This window comes from Mesorhizobium sp. M1088 (genome assembly GCF_040318575.1).
In the GTDB taxonomy this organism is placed as follows: domain Bacteria; phylum Pseudomonadota; class Alphaproteobacteria; order Rhizobiales; family Rhizobiaceae; genus Mesorhizobium.
This window is the reverse complement of sequence record NZ_JAMYMO010000020.1, coordinates 59,160-74,780: the sequence shown is the minus strand read 5'-3', so window position 1 is coordinate 74,780 and position 15,621 is coordinate 59,160. Positions and strand designations below refer to the sequence as shown.

Annotated in this window: 18 protein-coding genes; 9 read left to right on the top strand and 9 right to left on the bottom strand. The window is 62.2% G+C overall.

What is annotated here, in order from left to right; all coding sequences use genetic code 11:
* Positions 1–170: 170 nt before the first annotated feature.
* Entirely contained in the window at positions 171–1,085 is a 915-nt protein-coding gene (gene hemF, locus NKH49_RS21645; protein ID WP_352927777.1) for an oxygen-dependent coproporphyrinogen oxidase, read from the bottom strand.
* Between the two features lie 103 nt (positions 1,086–1,188).
* Here hemF and NKH49_RS21640 point away from each other — a divergent pair, with 103 nt between their 5' ends.
* Positions 1,189–1,446: a hypothetical protein gene (locus tag NKH49_RS21640; RefSeq protein WP_023679487.1), complete on the top strand. Its 258-nt coding sequence runs from the start codon at positions 1,189–1,191 to the stop codon at positions 1,444–1,446.
* Between the two features lie 36 nt (positions 1,447–1,482).
* On the opposite strand, the gene NKH49_RS21635 is transcribed toward NKH49_RS21640, so the two are convergent.
* The 3 genes from NKH49_RS21635 to NKH49_RS21625 form a co-directional block, all read right to left on the bottom strand.
* Positions 1,483–1,878 (bottom strand): hypothetical protein, encoded by a 396-nt coding sequence (locus NKH49_RS21635; protein ID WP_352927774.1) that lies wholly within the window; start codon positions 1,876–1,878, stop codon positions 1,483–1,485.
* A gap of 73 nt (positions 1,879–1,951) precedes the next feature.
* Entirely contained in the window at positions 1,952–2,395 is a 444-nt protein-coding gene (gene soxR / locus NKH49_RS21630; RefSeq protein WP_352927771.1) for a redox-sensitive transcriptional activator SoxR, read from the bottom strand.
* Positions 2,396–2,528: 133 nt separating this feature from the next.
* Entirely contained in the window at positions 2,529–2,987 is a 459-nt protein-coding gene (locus NKH49_RS21625) for a tRNA (cytidine(34)-2'-O)-methyltransferase (RefSeq protein ID WP_352927768.1), read from the bottom strand.
* Between the two features lie 283 nt (positions 2,988–3,270).
* Between NKH49_RS21625 and NKH49_RS21620 the strand changes: the two genes are divergently transcribed.
* Genes NKH49_RS21620 through NKH49_RS21605 form a run of 4 tightly spaced genes read left to right on the top strand, consistent with a single transcriptional unit; the run spans position 3,271 to position 7,947 of the window.
* The gene (locus NKH49_RS21620; protein ID WP_352469727.1) at positions 3,271–3,813 is read left to right on the top strand and encodes a hypothetical protein; all 543 of its coding nucleotides are present in this window, start codon (positions 3,271–3,273) and stop codon (positions 3,811–3,813) included.
* 27 nt (positions 3,814–3,840) lie between these two features.
* On the top strand, positions 3,841–5,730 hold the full coding sequence (locus NKH49_RS21615; RefSeq protein ID WP_352541005.1) for an ABC transporter ATP-binding protein: 1,890 nt from the start codon (positions 3,841–3,843) through the stop codon (positions 5,728–5,730).
* Positions 5,727–7,610, top strand: a complete 1,884-nt coding sequence (locus NKH49_RS21610; protein WP_352927765.1) for an ABC transporter ATP-binding protein — start codon at positions 5,727–5,729, stop codon at positions 7,608–7,610. The genes NKH49_RS21615 and NKH49_RS21610 overlap by 4 nt, the downstream gene beginning before the upstream one ends.
* A 22-nt stretch (positions 7,611–7,632) precedes the next feature.
* Positions 7,633–7,947 carry a DUF6665 family protein gene (locus tag NKH49_RS21605; RefSeq protein WP_352927762.1) on the top strand — a complete coding sequence of 105 codons (315 nt, stop codon included), beginning with the start codon at positions 7,633–7,635 and terminating at the stop codon, positions 7,945–7,947.
* A 27-nt stretch (positions 7,948–7,974) separates the two neighbouring features.
* On the opposite strand, the gene NKH49_RS21600 is transcribed toward NKH49_RS21605, so the two are convergent.
* Positions 7,975–8,331, bottom strand: coding sequence for a cupin domain-containing protein (locus tag NKH49_RS21600; protein WP_352927788.1), 357 nt, complete (start codon positions 8,329–8,331; stop codon positions 7,975–7,977).
* A 281-nt stretch (positions 8,332–8,612) separates the two neighbouring features.
* Here NKH49_RS21600 and petA point away from each other — a divergent pair, with 281 nt between their 5' ends.
* The 4 genes from petA to NKH49_RS21580 all read left to right on the top strand — a co-directional run bounded on the left by petA (position 8,613) and on the right by NKH49_RS21580 (position 12,212).
* A complete protein-coding gene (petA, locus tag NKH49_RS21595) occupies positions 8,613–9,173 on the top strand; it encodes a ubiquinol-cytochrome c reductase iron-sulfur subunit (protein WP_352541007.1) in 561 nt (186 codons plus the stop codon).
* A 16-nt stretch (positions 9,174–9,189) separates the two neighbouring features.
* Positions 9,190–10,491 carry a cytochrome b gene (locus NKH49_RS21590; RefSeq protein ID WP_352541008.1) on the top strand — a complete coding sequence of 434 codons (1,302 nt, stop codon included), beginning with the start codon at positions 9,190–9,192 and terminating at the stop codon, positions 10,489–10,491.
* An 89-nt stretch (positions 10,492–10,580) separates the two neighbouring features.
* On the top strand, positions 10,581–11,453 hold the full coding sequence (locus NKH49_RS21585; RefSeq protein ID WP_352816037.1) for a cytochrome c1: 873 nt from the start codon (positions 10,581–10,583) through the stop codon (positions 11,451–11,453).
* A 213-nt stretch (positions 11,454–11,666) separates the two neighbouring features.
* Positions 11,667–12,212, top strand: a complete 546-nt coding sequence (locus NKH49_RS21580) for an adenine phosphoribosyltransferase (protein ID WP_352469734.1) — start codon at positions 11,667–11,669, stop codon at positions 12,210–12,212.
* 46 nt (positions 12,213–12,258) lie between these two features.
* Here the strand turns inward: NKH49_RS21580 and NKH49_RS21575 are convergent, their stop codons facing one another.
* From NKH49_RS21575 to ychF, 4 genes are all read right to left on the bottom strand, one after another.
* Positions 12,259–12,729: a MaoC family dehydratase gene (locus NKH49_RS21575; RefSeq protein WP_352469735.1), complete on the bottom strand. Its 471-nt coding sequence runs from the start codon at positions 12,727–12,729 to the stop codon at positions 12,259–12,261.
* Positions 12,726–13,187, bottom strand: a complete 462-nt coding sequence (locus NKH49_RS21570) for a MaoC family dehydratase (protein ID WP_352770919.1) — start codon at positions 13,185–13,187, stop codon at positions 12,726–12,728. The genes NKH49_RS21575 and NKH49_RS21570 overlap by 4 nt, the downstream gene beginning before the upstream one ends.
* Before the next feature lie 134 nt (positions 13,188–13,321).
* A complete protein-coding gene (corA, locus tag NKH49_RS21565) occupies positions 13,322–14,296 on the bottom strand; it encodes a magnesium/cobalt transporter CorA (RefSeq protein WP_352469737.1) in 975 nt (324 codons plus the stop codon).
* 217 nt (positions 14,297–14,513) lie between these two features.
* Positions 14,514–15,617 (bottom strand): redox-regulated ATPase YchF, encoded by a 1,104-nt coding sequence (gene ychF / locus NKH49_RS21560; protein ID WP_352927757.1) that lies wholly within the window; start codon positions 15,615–15,617, stop codon positions 14,514–14,516.
* Positions 15,618–15,621 lie beyond the last annotated feature (4 nt).

Here is a 15,621-nt window from a genome sequence, read left to right as displayed (position 1 = left end):
TCGGGAGTAAAGAACCGCCGGCGTTTCCCGGCCCGACGCGACAAATAGCCCAATCTTTACAATGATATATTAGACGAAAAAGATATTTTCTGGCGCGCCTTGCGCCACATTCGCCGTCAAATTCTGGGAATTTGGACCCGATTGCGGCTCACGTCGTGCTCACCGAGATTTTACGGCCATTTCGCTTCTGGCGGCAGGCTGGACAGGATCGAGGAGACATTGCCGCCGGTCTTTAGCCCGAAGATGGTGCCGCGATCGTGAAGCAAGTTGAATTCGACATAACGGCCGCGGCGGATGAGCTGCTCGTCACGGTCGCCATCGGTCCAGTTGTCATTGAAGTTGGCGCGCACCAGATGTTCGTAGACGACGAGAAAAGATCGCCCGACGTCCTGGACGAAGTTGAAATCGGCGTCCCAGCCGCCTTTGTCCTCATCCGAATGCAGCCAGTCGAAGAAGATACCGCCGGCACCGCGTGGCTCGTCACGGTGCGGCAGGTAGAAGTACTCGTCGCACCAGGCTTTGAATTTCACGTAGTCGGCGATCGCCGCGTTCTTCTCGCAGGCAAATTGCATCGCTCTGTGGAAGGCGATCGTGTCGGGGTCGTCCTGGCTGCGGCGGCGGTCGAGCACCGGTGTCAGATCGGCGCCGCCGCCGAACCACTGGCGCGAGGTGACGACCATGCGCGTGTTCATATGCACGGCCGGCACGTTGGGGTTCCACGGATGGGCGATCAGCGAAATGCCGCTTGCCCAGAAGGAGGGGTCCTCTTCGGCGCCCGGCATCTGCTTCCTGAATTCGGGGGAGAACTCGCCGTGGACGGTCGAGGTGTGGACGCCGACCTTCTCGAAGACGCGGCCGTGCATCATCGACATGATACCGCCGCCGCCCTTGCCGGCATCGCGTTGCCACGGCGTCTTTTCGAAGCGGCCGGGCGACCAGCTAGCCTGCGGCCCCTGCAGGTCCTGCTCGATCTGCTCGAAGCTGGCACAGATGCGCTCGCGCAACGTCTCGAACCACAGCCGTGCCTTCGTCTTCTTCTGTTCGATGTCGGCTGGCAGCCCCGCCGGTATCTCGGGTCGTTGCAAATCCTGTCTCCGGTTGCGGGCGCGCCCGACAAATGACTCGTCTTTTCCGGCCGCGATCCCTAATCTCTTGGGTGCAAGGGTCAAGTGTGAATGGAGTTCTTTCGTGCGCACCCCCGCAAGACCGCCGCTGGATGGCCTGAAGAAGAGGCTCGACCGTTCGCGCGCCGAGAACGCGCGCATGCCGCGCGACGGCTTCCTGCGCGAGACCTTCGTGCTGCCGCGCTCCGATGCTCGTCTCAAGGCGAAGGAATGGTTCGAGCGCTTTCCGAAGCAGGCCTATTGGACCGAGATCGAAAGCTGGTTCGAACGGCCGGGCGATGTGATCGAGTTCACCATCAGGCGGCTGCCGGCGGCGGATTAATGCTCCGGTCTCGAGGCTGAACGTATCAGGGCTAGTTCATCTGCCCTGAACGATCTTGATAAACACGCTTCTGTCGCCCGTTCCAAGATGCGCTCTTTTCATCTCGGCATACGTCAGGCGCCCATTCGCGAAGGCCCGCACGGTTCTTCCGCACCAGACACGTGGCGCCGCGGCTGCGCTGACATTCATGATGTTGCCAGCTTCCTGCTTCGAGCTGAGAGGCGATTGCTCCGAATGCCTGATGCATTCCGTAAGCACTTTCTTATACATGGCAGGACTGCCCTGAACCAAAGTCCTTGCCGTATTCCATTCACCTTCGCTCGGCATGCATCCAGCCAACACAATGGCGCCAAGCAACGCGGCGTAAGTCTTGTATGCAAATTTCAATTCTGCCCCCAAGGTTAGTTGCAGGGGCGTATCAAGCACGGGCACATGAACTTCACAAGACTGTATAGTGACTAACGGACAGGATAAGTTCGCTGAACCCGTCCAGACCGTCATGGCTTCAACGCACGACCAGCCTGCGGGCGCCCGCGCCGTCCCTTGCCAGCCTGTCGTTCTTATTCCGCAGCGGACATTTGTCGATCGACATGCAGCCGCAGCCGATGCAGTCGCTCAGCCCGTCGCGCAGCTTCTTGAGCTGACTAATTTTCTGGTCGAGGTCGTCGCGCCAAGCCGTCGAAAGCAAGTTCCAATCCTCGCGCGTCGGCGTCCGGCCCTCAGGCAGTGACGCAAGGGCCGTGCCGATCTCGGCCAGTGAGATACCGACCTCCTGCGCTACCTTGATGATCGCGACACGTCGCAGCACGTCGCGGCCGTAGCGCCGCTGGTTGCCTGACGTCCGGTGGCTGCGGATCAGCCCGCGGGCCTCATAGAAATGTAGCGCCGACACCGCCACACCGCTGCGCATGGCCACTTGGCCGACCGTCAATTCCGTTACCGGTGCCATCCCTCTTTTTCCGTTCCGATTTTTTTCGCTTGACCTCAAGTTAAGTTGAGCTTGTAGCGAAGAAACCCGGGATCTGCAAACCAAGGAGATGGTGATGTGCGCCTGGGCCAGGATGACGGGAGACGGAGTGCCGTTATCCGAGTTGCCGGATGGCTTCACCCGCCACCATGGCGACGGAAAGCGCGACGTTGATGCTGCGCGCAGCGTCTTGCATGGGAATGGTCAATTGGGCATCCGCCGCTTGATGGACAAGATCCGGAACGCCTGCGGATTCGCGGCCGAACAGAAGAATGTCGTCATCGCCGAAGGCGAAGCTGGTGTAAGGGGTCGTGGCTTTGGTCGACAGCAGCACCAGCCGCCGCTTGGCAAGCTTGCGCCAGTCCTCGAAGGCGTGCCAGTCGACATGCCGGGTGAGCGCCGCCATTTCGAGGTAGTCCATGCCGGCCCGTTTCAGCGCCCGGTCACCGACCGGGAAGCCCGCCGGTTCGATGATGTCGACGCCGAGACCGAGGCAAGCGGCGAAGCGCAGGATTGTCCCGGTGTTGCCGGCGATATCAGGCTGGTAGAGCGCGATGCGGAGACGGTCGTTCATTTCCGCGTCTTTCTAATAAGTGGCAGATCAGCCACAGAGCTCTCGCGGTTTTGGAAATTCCTGGACTGGCGGGTGGTCATTTTCTGCGAAGTCGGTTATACGGCCAGCATTGTCAACCCGAACCGACGGAGGGGTAATTCATGATGGCCATGCACATCCACCACCCCTCTCGTGGGCTTACCAGCCCGACGGCGGTTTCGGTACGACGATTCTCCTGACCTTCTAGACTTCAATCGCACCGATTCCCGCCGAAACCTTTTTCGGCCTTTGAAGGAATCCTGCGATGTTTTTCAAGCTGTGGAAGGGGCTGAACGCCCCACCTGAACACGCTTCGACCGATGCCACCTTTGCCGCGCCGCGCGTGCCCGCGGCCTGGGTTGGTTCACCCTTCTACCTGCATCTTCAACTGGAGGACGGACCGATGTTCGATCCCTGTAGAATACCCGGCTCAAGAAGCCTGCACGAGCGGAAGACTGCGACCTGGGCGCTTTTGATCGGCGAGACCTACTCGTCGGCGGTTCACGCCGAGACCCGCCGGCGTCCGCATCGCGGTATGCTGCCGGACGTCGATTTCTCGCGCGCCGTTCCGGACTATAGCCGGCCGTCGCTGGTGCGCCGGATCATCAGGCTGATCCGGCCTGGTGCAAAAACCAGCGCGAAAATCCGGATCGTCAAAACGTCGTCAGCATCGTCAAACGAGACTGTCGGCGAAAGGCCCGCGACAACCTATATAGCGCGCAGCAGGACCGGCGAGGCGGACGATTCCGTATCGCCGGTCCTTGACGCCATGCGGTCTGGGCACCCCGTCCGTTCGCGTGCCGCGTGAGCGGAAACAGGTATTATGAGCATCTCTATGTTTAGCTGGTTTGAAAAAAGGCTCGATCCGTTCCCTGCCAAGGAGCCGGTCGAGCCGCCGCGGACACTGATCGCCTTCTGCGTGCATTATACGCGCGGCGCGTGGCCCTACATCGCTCTCGATGCGGTACTGGTGACGGCCATCGCCCTTGCCGAGGTGTGGATGTTCGGCTTCATGGGCCGGATCGTCGACTGGCTGTCCGGACAGAATCGCGAGACGTTCCTGCAGACCGAAGGCTTGAAGCTGGCCGGCATGGCCTTCATCGTGGTTTTCGCGCTGCCGGCGACGGTCTGGTTCCATTCGCTGCTCAACCAGCAGACGCTGATGGGTAATTATCCGATGCGTATCCGCTGGCAGGTGCATCGTTACCTGCTCAAGCAGTCGATGAGCTTCTATCAGGACGAGTTTGCCGGGCGCATCGCGACCAAGCTGATGCAGACCGCGCTCGCGGTGCGCGAGTGCGTCATCAAGCTCATCGATGTGCTCAACTATATCGTCGTCTATTTTCTCGGCATGCTGTTCATTGTCGGCTCGGCAGACTGGCGGCTGGCTGCGCCGCTTGCCGTCTGGCTTGCCGGATATGTCCTGCTGTTGCGCTATTTCATCCCGCGGCTGGGCAAGGTCGGCGAGGAGCAGGCTAATGCGCGCTCAACCATGACCGGCCGTGTCGTCGACAGCTACTCCAACATCCAGACGGTCAAGCTGTTCTCGCATGCGCGGCGCGAGGCATCCTTCGCCAAGGACGGTATGGCCGGCTTTCTCGACACCGTTTACCGGTCGATGCGGTTGGTGACGCAGCTCTACGGCCTGCTCTACGTCCTGAATTCGCTGCTGTTGTTTTCGGTCACTGCAATCTCGCTATGGCTGTGGCTCGGCCAAGCCGTGACGATCGGCGCCGTCGCCCTGGTCATCGGCCTCGTGCTTCGGCTCTGGGGCATGTCGCAATGGATCATGTGGGAGATGTCCACGCTGTTCGAGAATATCGGCACGGTGCAGGACGGCATCGCCTCGATCTCGCTGCCGCGCCTCGTCGAAGACCGGCCTGGCGCCAAGGATATTGCCGTGACCAAGGGGGAGATCCGTTTTGAGGACATCCGCTTCCACTATGGCAAGCAGAAGGGCGTGATCGAAAGCCTGTCGCTGACGGTGAAGCCGGGCGAGAAGGTCGGCATCGTCGGCCGTTCGGGTGCCGGCAAGTCGACGCTGGTCAATCTTCTGTTGCGCTTCTATGACCTCGAAAGCGGCAAGGTCCTGATCGACGGCCAGGACATTGCGGCGGTGACGCAGGACTCGCTGCGCGCCCAGATCGGCATGGTCACGCAGGACACCTCGCTGCTGCATCGCTCGGTGCGCGAGAATATCCTCTATGGCCGGCCGGACGCGAGCGACCAGATGCTGATCGAGGCGGCGCGGCGCGCCGAGGCGCTGGATTTCATCGCCGGATTGTCGGATTCTAACGGTCGAAAGGGTTTCGACGCGCATGTCGGTGATCGCGGCGTCAAATTGTCCGGCGGCCAGCGGCAACGCATCGCCATAGCCCGTGTCATGCTGAAGGACGCACCAATCCTTATCCTCGACGAAGCGACCTCCGCCCTCGATTCCGAGGCCGAGGCGGCCATCCAGGAGAACCTCTACAGACTGATGCAAGGCAAGACCGTCATCGCCATTGCGCACCGGCTGTCGACGATCGCCGCCATGGACCGGCTCGTCGTTATGGACAAGGGCCGCGTCATCGAGGAAGGTTCGCATGAGGAACTGGTTGCCAGCGGCGGGCTCTATGCCCAGCTCTGGCAGCGCCAGTCGGGCGGCTTCCTGCTCGACGACGGCCCCTCCGCCAACGATGCAGCCGCCAACGATGCAATCGCCAAGGGTGAAGCCGCCGAATGATGACTGCCATCTACCGCTGGTTCGAGAACTGGGTCTATCCATTCCGCGAGCCTGCGGACCTTCGCCCACCTGCCGGCGTCAGGGGTTTCCTCTGGCATTATGTCGGGCAGGCGAAGATCGCCTTCTTCGCCATGCTGGTGATCGGCGGCATCGCGCCGCTGGTCGAAGCCGGACTGTTCTATTTCGTCGGGCGGCTGGTCGACATCCTCGACCAGCTTCCCGGTGAACGCAGCTGGCACGCTCTGTGGACTGCCGCCGGCCCGGAACTTGTCTTCATGATCGCGGTGGTGCTGGTCATCCGCACCATTGTCGTCGGCCTGTCGGCGCTGGTCGACGAGCAGACGATCACGCCGGGTTTCTATAATCTGGTGCGCTGGCAGGCGCATCGCCATGTCTCGCGCCAATCCTACGCCTTCTTCCAGAACGACTTTGCCGGGCGTATTGCGACCAAGGTCTGGCAGGCGGGACAGGCGACCGGCGATCTGATGGAAAGCTTCATCGAGGTGGTCTGGTTCATGGTCGTCTATACGGTGACGACGCTGGCGCTGGTCGCCGGGCTCGATCTCCGGCTGGCGGTGCTGGTGGTGATCTGGATTACCGCCTTCGGCTTTCTGGCCAGGCGCTATTTGCCGGCAATCCGCAAACATGCCGAAGCCACCGCCGAAGCCGGCTCGATGATCACCGGCCGCCTTGTCGATTCCTATTCGAACGTGCAGACGTTGAAACTGTTCTCGGCCGATGGCGACGACCGCTACATCAGGAACGGCTTCGACATCTATCTCGACGCGCTGCGCCCGTTCACCCGCAGGCTGACCGGCGTGCGCATGGCGCTGACGATGCTGTCGGGCATTATGATCACGGCGATCGCCTGCTTTGCCGTTTATCTCTGGGTCGAGGGTGCGATCACAGTCGGCGCCGTGGCTTTCACGCTGTCTTTGGTGCTGCGGCTGAACATGCTGCTCGGCCGGCTGATGATGCAGCTCAACGGCATCTTGCGGAACCTCGGCGTGCTGGAGAATTCCAAGGCGCTGATCTCACAGCCGCTCGGCCTGACCGATGCGCCGGACGCGAAAGAGCTTGTCGTCGGCGGCGGGCGCATCAACGTCAGCAATGTCGAGTTCCACTACGGCAAGGGGTCCGGCGTGCTCAACGGCATCGACCTCATCGTGCGGCCGGGCGAAAAAGTCGGCCTGGTCGGCCCGTCCGGCGCCGGCAAGACGACCTTGGTCAATCTGATCCTGCGCCTCTACGACCTCGAGAGCGGCAAGATCACCATTGACGGGCAGGACGTCTCCAGGGTCACGCAGAATTCGCTGCGCGCCAATATCGGCGTCGTCAGCCAGGATACGGCACTTTTCCACCGCTCGCTGCGCGACAACATCAAGCTCGGCATGCCGGAAGCGACCGACGCCGAGGTGGTCGCGGCAGCGAAGAAGGCCGAGGCGCACGAGTTCATCCTCGGTCTGCGCGACAATCGCGATCGTATCGGCTACGAGGCCTATGTCGGCGAGCGCGGCGTCAAGCTCTCCGGCGGCCAGCGCCAGCGCGTGGCGATCGCCCGCGTCTTCCTCAAGGATGCGCCGATCCTGGTGCTCGATGAGGCGACCTCGGCGCTCGATTCCGACATCGAGGCGGCGATCCAGGAAAATCTGGCAAGGCTGATGGAAGGCAAGACGGTCATCGCCATCGCGCATCGGCTGTCGACCATTGCGGCACTCGACCGGCTGGTGGTGCTCGACGAGGGCCGCATCGTCGAGCAAGGCACGCATGACGAGCTGGTCGGGCTCGACGGGCTCTATGCCAGGCTGTGGAAGCGGCAGTCCGGCGGTTTCCTGTTCAACGAGGAGAGCGCGCTGGCCGAGACCCGGCCGGCGGAGTAGTTTCTAAAGACCGGAGTAGACCATGGCGGTGAGAATGCCATCGAATTTCGGACGGTCCGGCGCGCAGGAGAGCGCGTTGGACCTGCTTGGCCATGAAATCCTCGGCGAGAAGGCGGCCGCGCTCGGCAGCGCCGGCCGGCGCGTCGAGGAAACATTGACGAGGCTGCGCGAGAATTGCGACGATGTCGACCGCGCCCGGCTGCTCAGGGATGCAGCCGAAGCGGTGCACGGGTATTTCATCCAGCGCGAACTCTGCGGCCTGCGCAAGCACGACGCGGTGATCCGGGAATACAACATTCCCAAGGCCGTGCTGGCCAGGCTCGGCGCCAGCGCATGATCCGAACCGGAACTGGTTTGAGAAGCGTTATTCCAGCCACTCGGTGATGAAGCTGCCGTTCTCGTGTATGTCGGTGGTTTCCAGCGGGCCTGGCCCGAGATTGGTGAATTTGTGCGGCGTGTTCGGCGGTACGACCAGGATCTGGCCGGCGGTGGCCTCGATCTGCCGGTCGCCGACGGTGAACAGGCCGGTGCCGGTCCGGATGATAAAAATCTCGCAATAGGGATGGCTGTGCAGCCTGGGGCCGCCGCCGATCTCGGGCAGGTAGTTGAAGATCAGGCAGCTGCGGGAGCCGTAAGCTCCGCCTTGCAGCTCGCCCTGCCAGTGGTCGGGCCAGCGGTCGGGCGCTTCGGCCCATTTGCCGCGGTCTATGACATGCGCCATAGGCCGAGGATAAACCGGGCCAGCGCCAGCTGTCGAGGCGAACGCAGCCATTTGGTTTTGCTGCTGTTTTCCAATCGTTCCGCCGTGCGAATTACGCCCCCGCGACAATCTGCCCTTGTGCCTTCACCCGTCTGGACAAAAACAGGCTTCACGCATAAACCCAAGTCCCAAATGCCGGAGGAATTCGCTAGCCTGTTCGCCATGCGCTGTCGGGCCGGCGCGATTGAGCGGGGAACAAGGCTCGGCCGCCGGCACGGAAGAGGCGAAAGGATCAGGCACCCGTGAGCGCAACCGACACCCAGGATCCCAACCGTCGTGATTTTCTCTACGTCGCCACCGGCATGGCCGCAGTGGTCGGCGCGGGCGCCGTTGCCTGGCCATTCATCGACCAGATGCGCCCGGATGCCTCGACGCTGGCGCTCGCCTCGGTCGAGGTCGACGTCTCCTCGCTGACGCCGGGAATGTCGCTCGTCGTGAAGTGGCGCGGCAAGCCGGTTGTCGTGCGCAACCGCACCGAAAAAGAGATGAAGGACGCCGAGGCGGTCAATCTCGCCGAACTCAAGGATCCAATTGCCCGCAATGCCAACCTGCCGGCCGACGCGCCGGCAACCGACGCCAACCGGACCACGCCGGGCAAGGAAGCCTGGATGGTGATGGTCCAGGTCTGCACCCATCTCGGCTGCATCCCGCTCGGCCAGGAAGGCGATTTCGGCGGCTGGTTCTGCCCATGCCACGGTTCGCAATACGATACGGCCGGCCGCATCCGAAAGGGGCCGGCGCCGGAGAACATGGCGGTGCCGGTGTTTCAATTCGTTTCCGACACCAAGATCCGTATCGGCTGAGGCAAGGGATATTTCGATGAGCGAGGGACACTCGACCTATACGCCCAAGACCGGTATCGGACGCTGGTTCGATTCCCGCATGCCGCTCCCGCGGCTGGTCTATGACAGCTTCATCGCCTATCCGGTGCCGCGCAACCTGAACTATGCCTGGACCTTCGGCGGCATCCTTGCGCTTATGTTGGCGGCGCAGATCCTGACCGGTATCGTGCTGGCCATGCACTATGCGGCCGACAGCACTCTCGCCTTCGATTCGGTCGAAAAGATCATGCGCGACGTGAATTCGGGCTGGCTGCTGCGCTACCTGCATTCGAACGGCGCGTCGTTCTTCTTCGTCGCCGTCTACATCCATATCTTCCGCGGGCTCTACTACGGCTCCTACAAGGCGCCGCGCGAGCTGCTGTGGATCCTCGGCTGTATCATCTACCTGCTGATGATGGCGACCGGATTCATGGGCTACGTGCTACCCTGGGGCCAGATGAGCTTCTGGGGCGCCACCGTCATCACCGGTTTCTTCACCGCCATACCTCTGGTCGGCGACTGGATCCAGCAGCTTTTGCTCGGCGGCTTCGCGGTCGACAATCCGACGCTGAACCGCTTCTTTGCGCTGCATTACCTGTTGCCGTTCATGATTGCCGGCGTTGTCGTGCTGCATATCTGGGCGCTTCACGTCGTCGGCCAGAACAATCCGACCGGCATCGAGGTCAAATCGAAGACCGACACGCTCGCCTTCACGCCTTACGCGACCATAAAGGACGGGTTCGGCATGATCGTGTTCCTGTTCGTCTTCGCCTATTTCGTCTTTTATCTGCCGAACTATCTCGGCCATCCGGACAATTACACCGTTGCCAACCCCCTGAAGACGCCGGCCCACATTGTGCCGGAATGGTACTTCCTGCCGTTCTACGCGATCCTGCGCGCTATCACCTTCAATATCGGGCCCATCAACTCCAAGCTCGGCGGCGTGCTCTGCATGTTCGGCGCGATTGTCATGCTGTTCCTGGTGCCGTGGCTCGACACCTCGAAGGTGCGCTCGGCAGTCTACCGGCCCTGGTACAAGCTGTTCTTCTGGCTGTTCGTGGCCGACGCCATCCTGCTCGGCTGGCTGGGCTCGCAGCCGGCCGAGGGCAGCTATGTATTCATGGCGCAGATGGCGACGCTGTTCTACTTCGCCTTCTTCCTGGTAGCGCTGCCGGTGCTCGGGCTGATCGAAAAGCCGCGGCGGCTGCCGAACTCGATCACCGAGGCGGTGCTCGAGAAGAACAAGGGCGGCGGTGGACATCCTGCCGGCGCCACGACCGCGCCGGAAACCAAGGGCTGAGCATGATTCCGAAAAGTGGAAACCGGTACTCGGACAAGGTCATGCTCGAGACGGTGACGGCGCGTCAGAGAATCTCAAGGGGATTTGGCATGAAGAAGATTCTCTCCTCGCTGGCGCTGCTTGGCCTTTTGGCCGCGGGCATGGGTGCCGCAAGCACTGGAGCCAGCGCCCAGGAAGAGGCGCACAATGAGGCGGCGCCGACGCATTTCCCGATACACGAACCGAACGAAATGGATTGGAGCTTCGCCGGGCCATTCGGCACCTACGACAAGGCCCAGCTGCAGCGCGGGCTGAAGGTCTACAAGGAAGTCTGCTCGGCCTGCCATTCGATGAATTTGGTGGCGTTCCGTACACTGGAGGGCCTTGGCTATTCGGATGCGCAGATCAAGACGCTGGCGGCCGAATATACGATCCATGACGGACCGAACGATGCCGGCGACATGTTCGATCGTCCCGGCAAGCCGTCCGACCATTTCCCGGCGCCGTTCCCCAATGTGGAAGCGGCGGCAGCGGCAAATGGCGGCGCAGCACCGCCCGACATGTCGCTGCTGGCAAAGGCGCGCGGGGTTGAACGCGGCTTCCCGCGCTTCGTCTTCGATATCTTTACCCAGTATGCCCAGGGCGGCCCCGACTACATCCACTCGCTGCTGACCGGCTACGATCAGCAGCCGCCGGCGGGCATGGTCATACCAGAAGGCACGTACTACAATCCGTACTTCCTGTCCGGCGTGTCGCTGAAGATGCCGAAGCCGCTCTCCGACGGCCAGGTTACCTATGATGACGGCGCGCCGCAGACGGTCGACCAGTATTCGCGTGACGTGTCGGCCTTCCTGATGTGGGCGGCCGAGCCACACCTCGAAGATCGCAAGAAGACCGGCTTTCGCGTGCTGGTCTTCCTGCTGCTGTTCGGCGCACTGGTCTACCTGACCAAGCGCAAGGTGTGGGCCGGCGTGGCGCACTGAGCCCTGCGATCTACGAGAATGCGAGGGCGTCGAAAGACGCCCTTCTCATTGCAGGCATGTCGATTCATCGCTGCCGGCGCAGAGTGGCCCCTTTGCCGGACAATTTTCCGTCAGGCGTCACATGGCGGTAGCCGGACTTAGCTGCACCGGGTTACGATTGGCCCATTCCCTTCACGTCTTCAGCCGAATCTGAAAGGCCCGGAGAGCCGCTTGATGAAATCCTCGCTCGAAGAGACGCTGCTTGCCGCGATCCGCACCATTCCGGATTATCCCAAGCCGGGCATCCTGTTTCGCGACATCACCACGCTGCTCGGCAATGCGCGGGCCTTCCGCCGCGCCATCGACGAACTGGTGCATCCCTATGCCGGCCTCAAGATCGACAAGATCGCCGGCATCGAGGCGCGCGGCTTCATCCTCGGCGGCGCCATCGCCCACCAGCTCTCGGCCGGCTTCGTGCCGATCCGCAAGAAGGGCAAGTTGCCTTCCGAGACGGTGCGCGTCGCCTACAGCCTGGAATACGGGCTGGACGAGATGGAGATGCACAAAGACGGTGTTTCTCCAGGCGAGAAGGTAATCCTCGTCGACGATTTGATCGCCACCGGCGGCACGGCCGAGGCGGCCGTCAAGCTATTGCGGCAGATCGGCGCCGACATCCTCGCCGCCTGCTTCGTCATCGACCTGCCGGACCTTGGCGGCCGCGAGAGGTTAGAGGCGCTCGGCGTACCGGTGAGGACGCTGATCGGGTTTGAGGGGCATTGAGCGTTTCTTCCTTCTCCCCTTCTTGTGGAGTAGGGAAGAACTCCGCTCACTCCACCTTCACCAGCACGGCACTTTCGAATTCGATGACCTTGTCGCCGGTCGAATCGAAGGCCTCCGAGCGGAGCGTCAGCAGCCGCCAGCCCGGTCGCGAGGCGATAGGGCGATGGGCCAGCGCGGTGCGGGTGAAAGTCACGGTTTCCCCGGCATAGACAGGTTTGGGCCATTTGAGGTTCTTGAAGCCGGGCGAGGGGCCGAATTTCGGCACCGGCCCGGGACCGGGCCAGCGGGCGACCTCTGCCTCTATGCCAGCCTGGAGGTTCAATTTCATCCAGGTGGCGGCGGTGTGCCAGCCCGAGGCGCAGAGCCCGCCGAATATGCTGTTCCTCGCCGCCTCTTCGTCGATATGGAATATCTGCGGGTCGTATTTGCGGGCGAACGCCTTGATCGCCTCCGGTTCGAATCGATGTGAACCGAGCGTGACGGTGATACCGATGCAGAAGAATTCGTCGAGGCTCACGCACTGCCCTCGCGGGTGAGGAACATGACGGTGTTTTCGAGCTCGAAAACACCTTCGCCGCGCTGGTTGAACAACTCGCTGCGCATGGTCACCAGGCCAAGGCGGGGTTTCGATCTGGACAGTCGCTTGGCAAGGACGGTGGTGCTGCCGGTCAACAGGTCGCCGGCCAGGACCGGCCGTTTCCATTTGACCTGGTCGACGCCCGGCGCGCCCTGGGAGGTCGAGTCGAGCAGGAAGGCATCGCACAGCATGCGCATGAACATGGCGCAGGTGTGCCAGCCTGAAGCCGCCAGCCCGCCGAGGATGCTGGCCTTGCCCGCGGCCTCGTCGAGATGCATCGGCTGGGCATCGAACTCGTTGGCGAATTCTATGATTTCGGCGGCGCTTACCAGCTTGGTGCCGAGGTCGAGCGAAGCGCCCTCGACAAAATCCTCATAAGCCCAGGTCTTTGCGGTCATGGTCTGGAAATCCTGTTCAGGATTGTACGATCGCTACGGGTCCGGGTCCCGGATGCAGGCAGGGCGGCATCTGGTCAAGCAATTTCTATTGCGCCACCCCGCTGCGCCCAAGCCGCAGCGCGGTATTGACGACCTTATAGCCAGCCGCGGCGGCGGAAATACCAGAAGGGCAGGATTGCCGAAAGCACCATCATGCCGATGGCGAAGGGATAGCCAAAGTGCCATTTGAGCTCAGGGATGATGTCGAAATTCATGCCGTAGATCGAAGCGACAAGCGTCGGCGGCAGGAAGATGACAGCGGCGACGGAGAAGATCTTGATGATGGCGTTCTGCTCGATCGAGATCATGCCGAGCGTCGCGTCGAGCAGGAAGCTGATCTTCTGCGACAGGAACGTGGCGTGGTCGGCGAGCGACAGCACGTCGCGCGACAAGGTCTTGATGCGAGCGCGGGTATCCTTGCTCATCCTGCTTTGGGTGGAGGCATGGGCGAGAAAGCCGGCAAGGCGCTGCAGCGAGATTAGGCTGTCGCGGATCGAGGAGGCGAGGTCTTCCTTGCGGCCAATGCCTTTCAACAGCTCCTGGAAGTCGCGGTTGCGCTTGGAAACCTTGGTCGAGCGTGCCTCGAAGATGTCGCGCGAGATCGCCTCGACGTCGCGGCCGGCGCGCTCCAGAATGTCGGCGAGGCGGTCGACGATCGCCTCCAGCAGTCCGATCAGGATGGTGTCGCCGCTGGTGCAGCCGGTCGCCACCTTCTCGGCGCGCAGCGGAAAGGTCTTGAACGCCTTCGGCTCGTGGTAACGCACGGTGATCAGCCTGCTTCCGGCGAGCACGAAGGTGACCGGCGACATCAAGGGATCGTTCACCTCGGTCTGCGCAGGCAGAATGGCGGTCATGAAGTAGGCGCCGTCCTCGACGTAGAGACGGCTCGAGATCTCGATCTCTTCCATCTCTTCGCGGGTCGGAACGGCGATTCCGAGCCAGGTCTCGATTGTCGTCTCTTCTTCCTTTGTCGGGTTGAAGAGGTCGACCCAGACGACAGTGTCGCTGTTTTGCACGAGATCGTCGACCAGGCGCAGGCGATCATTGTCGACGACGAAGGCCTTGATCATCGCCGGGGTCTCCCTTGCTGTTGCCAAAGAGCGTTCGTTTGGAGGGGGCGCGTCAGTCACATCGCACGGACACGGGCAGGCGAGGCGCGAGGCCGGTGCAGAGGCCCCTTAGACCCCGCACGTTGGCCCGTCAAGCAGCGCAAGAGGCACTGCGACACCCTGCTTTGAAGTTGTCATCGAGCGACGGCAATGGTGACCATTGGGCTCCCTCGCAGGTTCAGGTGTTGAACTTGAACAGCATGATGTCGCCGTCCTGGACGACATACTCCTTGCCTTCGTCGCGCGCCTTGCCGGCCTCCTTGGCCGCGACTTCGCCGCCCAGCCTGACGAAGTCCTCATAGGCGATGGTCTGGGCGCGGATGAAGCCGCGCTCGAAATCGGTGTGGATGACGCCTGCCGCCTGCGGCGCCTTGGCGCCCTTGTGCACGGTCCAGGCGCGTGTCTCCTTGGGGCCAACGGTAAAGTAGGTGATGAGCTGGAGCAGCTCGTAGCCGGCGCGGATGACCTTGTTCAGGCCGGGTTCGTCCAGACCGAGCGTTGCCAGGAATTCCATTTCCTCTTCGTCCGAGAGCTGGGCGACCTCGGCCTCGATCGCCGCGGAAATCACAACGGTGCGGGCACCTTGCGCGGCGGCCATCTTCTCGACCGCCTTGGTATGCGCGTTGCCGGTGGCGGCATCGGCTTCCGCGACGTTGCAGACGTAAAGCACCGGGTGTGAGGTCAAGAGATTCAGCCCCTGCAGGATGCGTAAATCCTCAGCCGAGATGCCGTTGAGCAGGATGCGGGCGGGCTTGCCGGCCTGCAGCAGTTCAAGCGCCGCTTCCATCATCGGAAGTGCGGTCGCTGCTTCCTTGTCCTTGCCGGCGGCACGCTTGCGGATCTGCACGATGCGGCGCTCAAGGCTGTCGAGGTCGGCAAGCATCAATTCGGTTTCGACGGTCTCGGCATCAGCGACAGGATCGATGCGGCCCTCGACATGGGTGACGTCGTCATCCTCGAAGCAGCGCAGCACATGGACGATGGCGTCGACCTCACGGATGTTGGCGAGGAATTGGTTGCCAAGCCCTTCGCCTTTGGAGGCGCCACGCACCAGGCCGGCAATGTCGACGAACGAGATGCGGGTCGGGATGATCTCCTTCGACTTGCCGATCGCGGCGATCTTCTGCAGGCGCGGATCGGGCACCGCCACCTCGCCGGTATTCGGTTCGATGGTGCAGAACGGATAATTGGCGGCCTGCGCCGCCGCCGTCCTGGTCAACGCATTGAAGAGCGTCGACTTGCCGACATTGGGCAAGCCAACGATGCCGCATTTGAAACCCATTTTT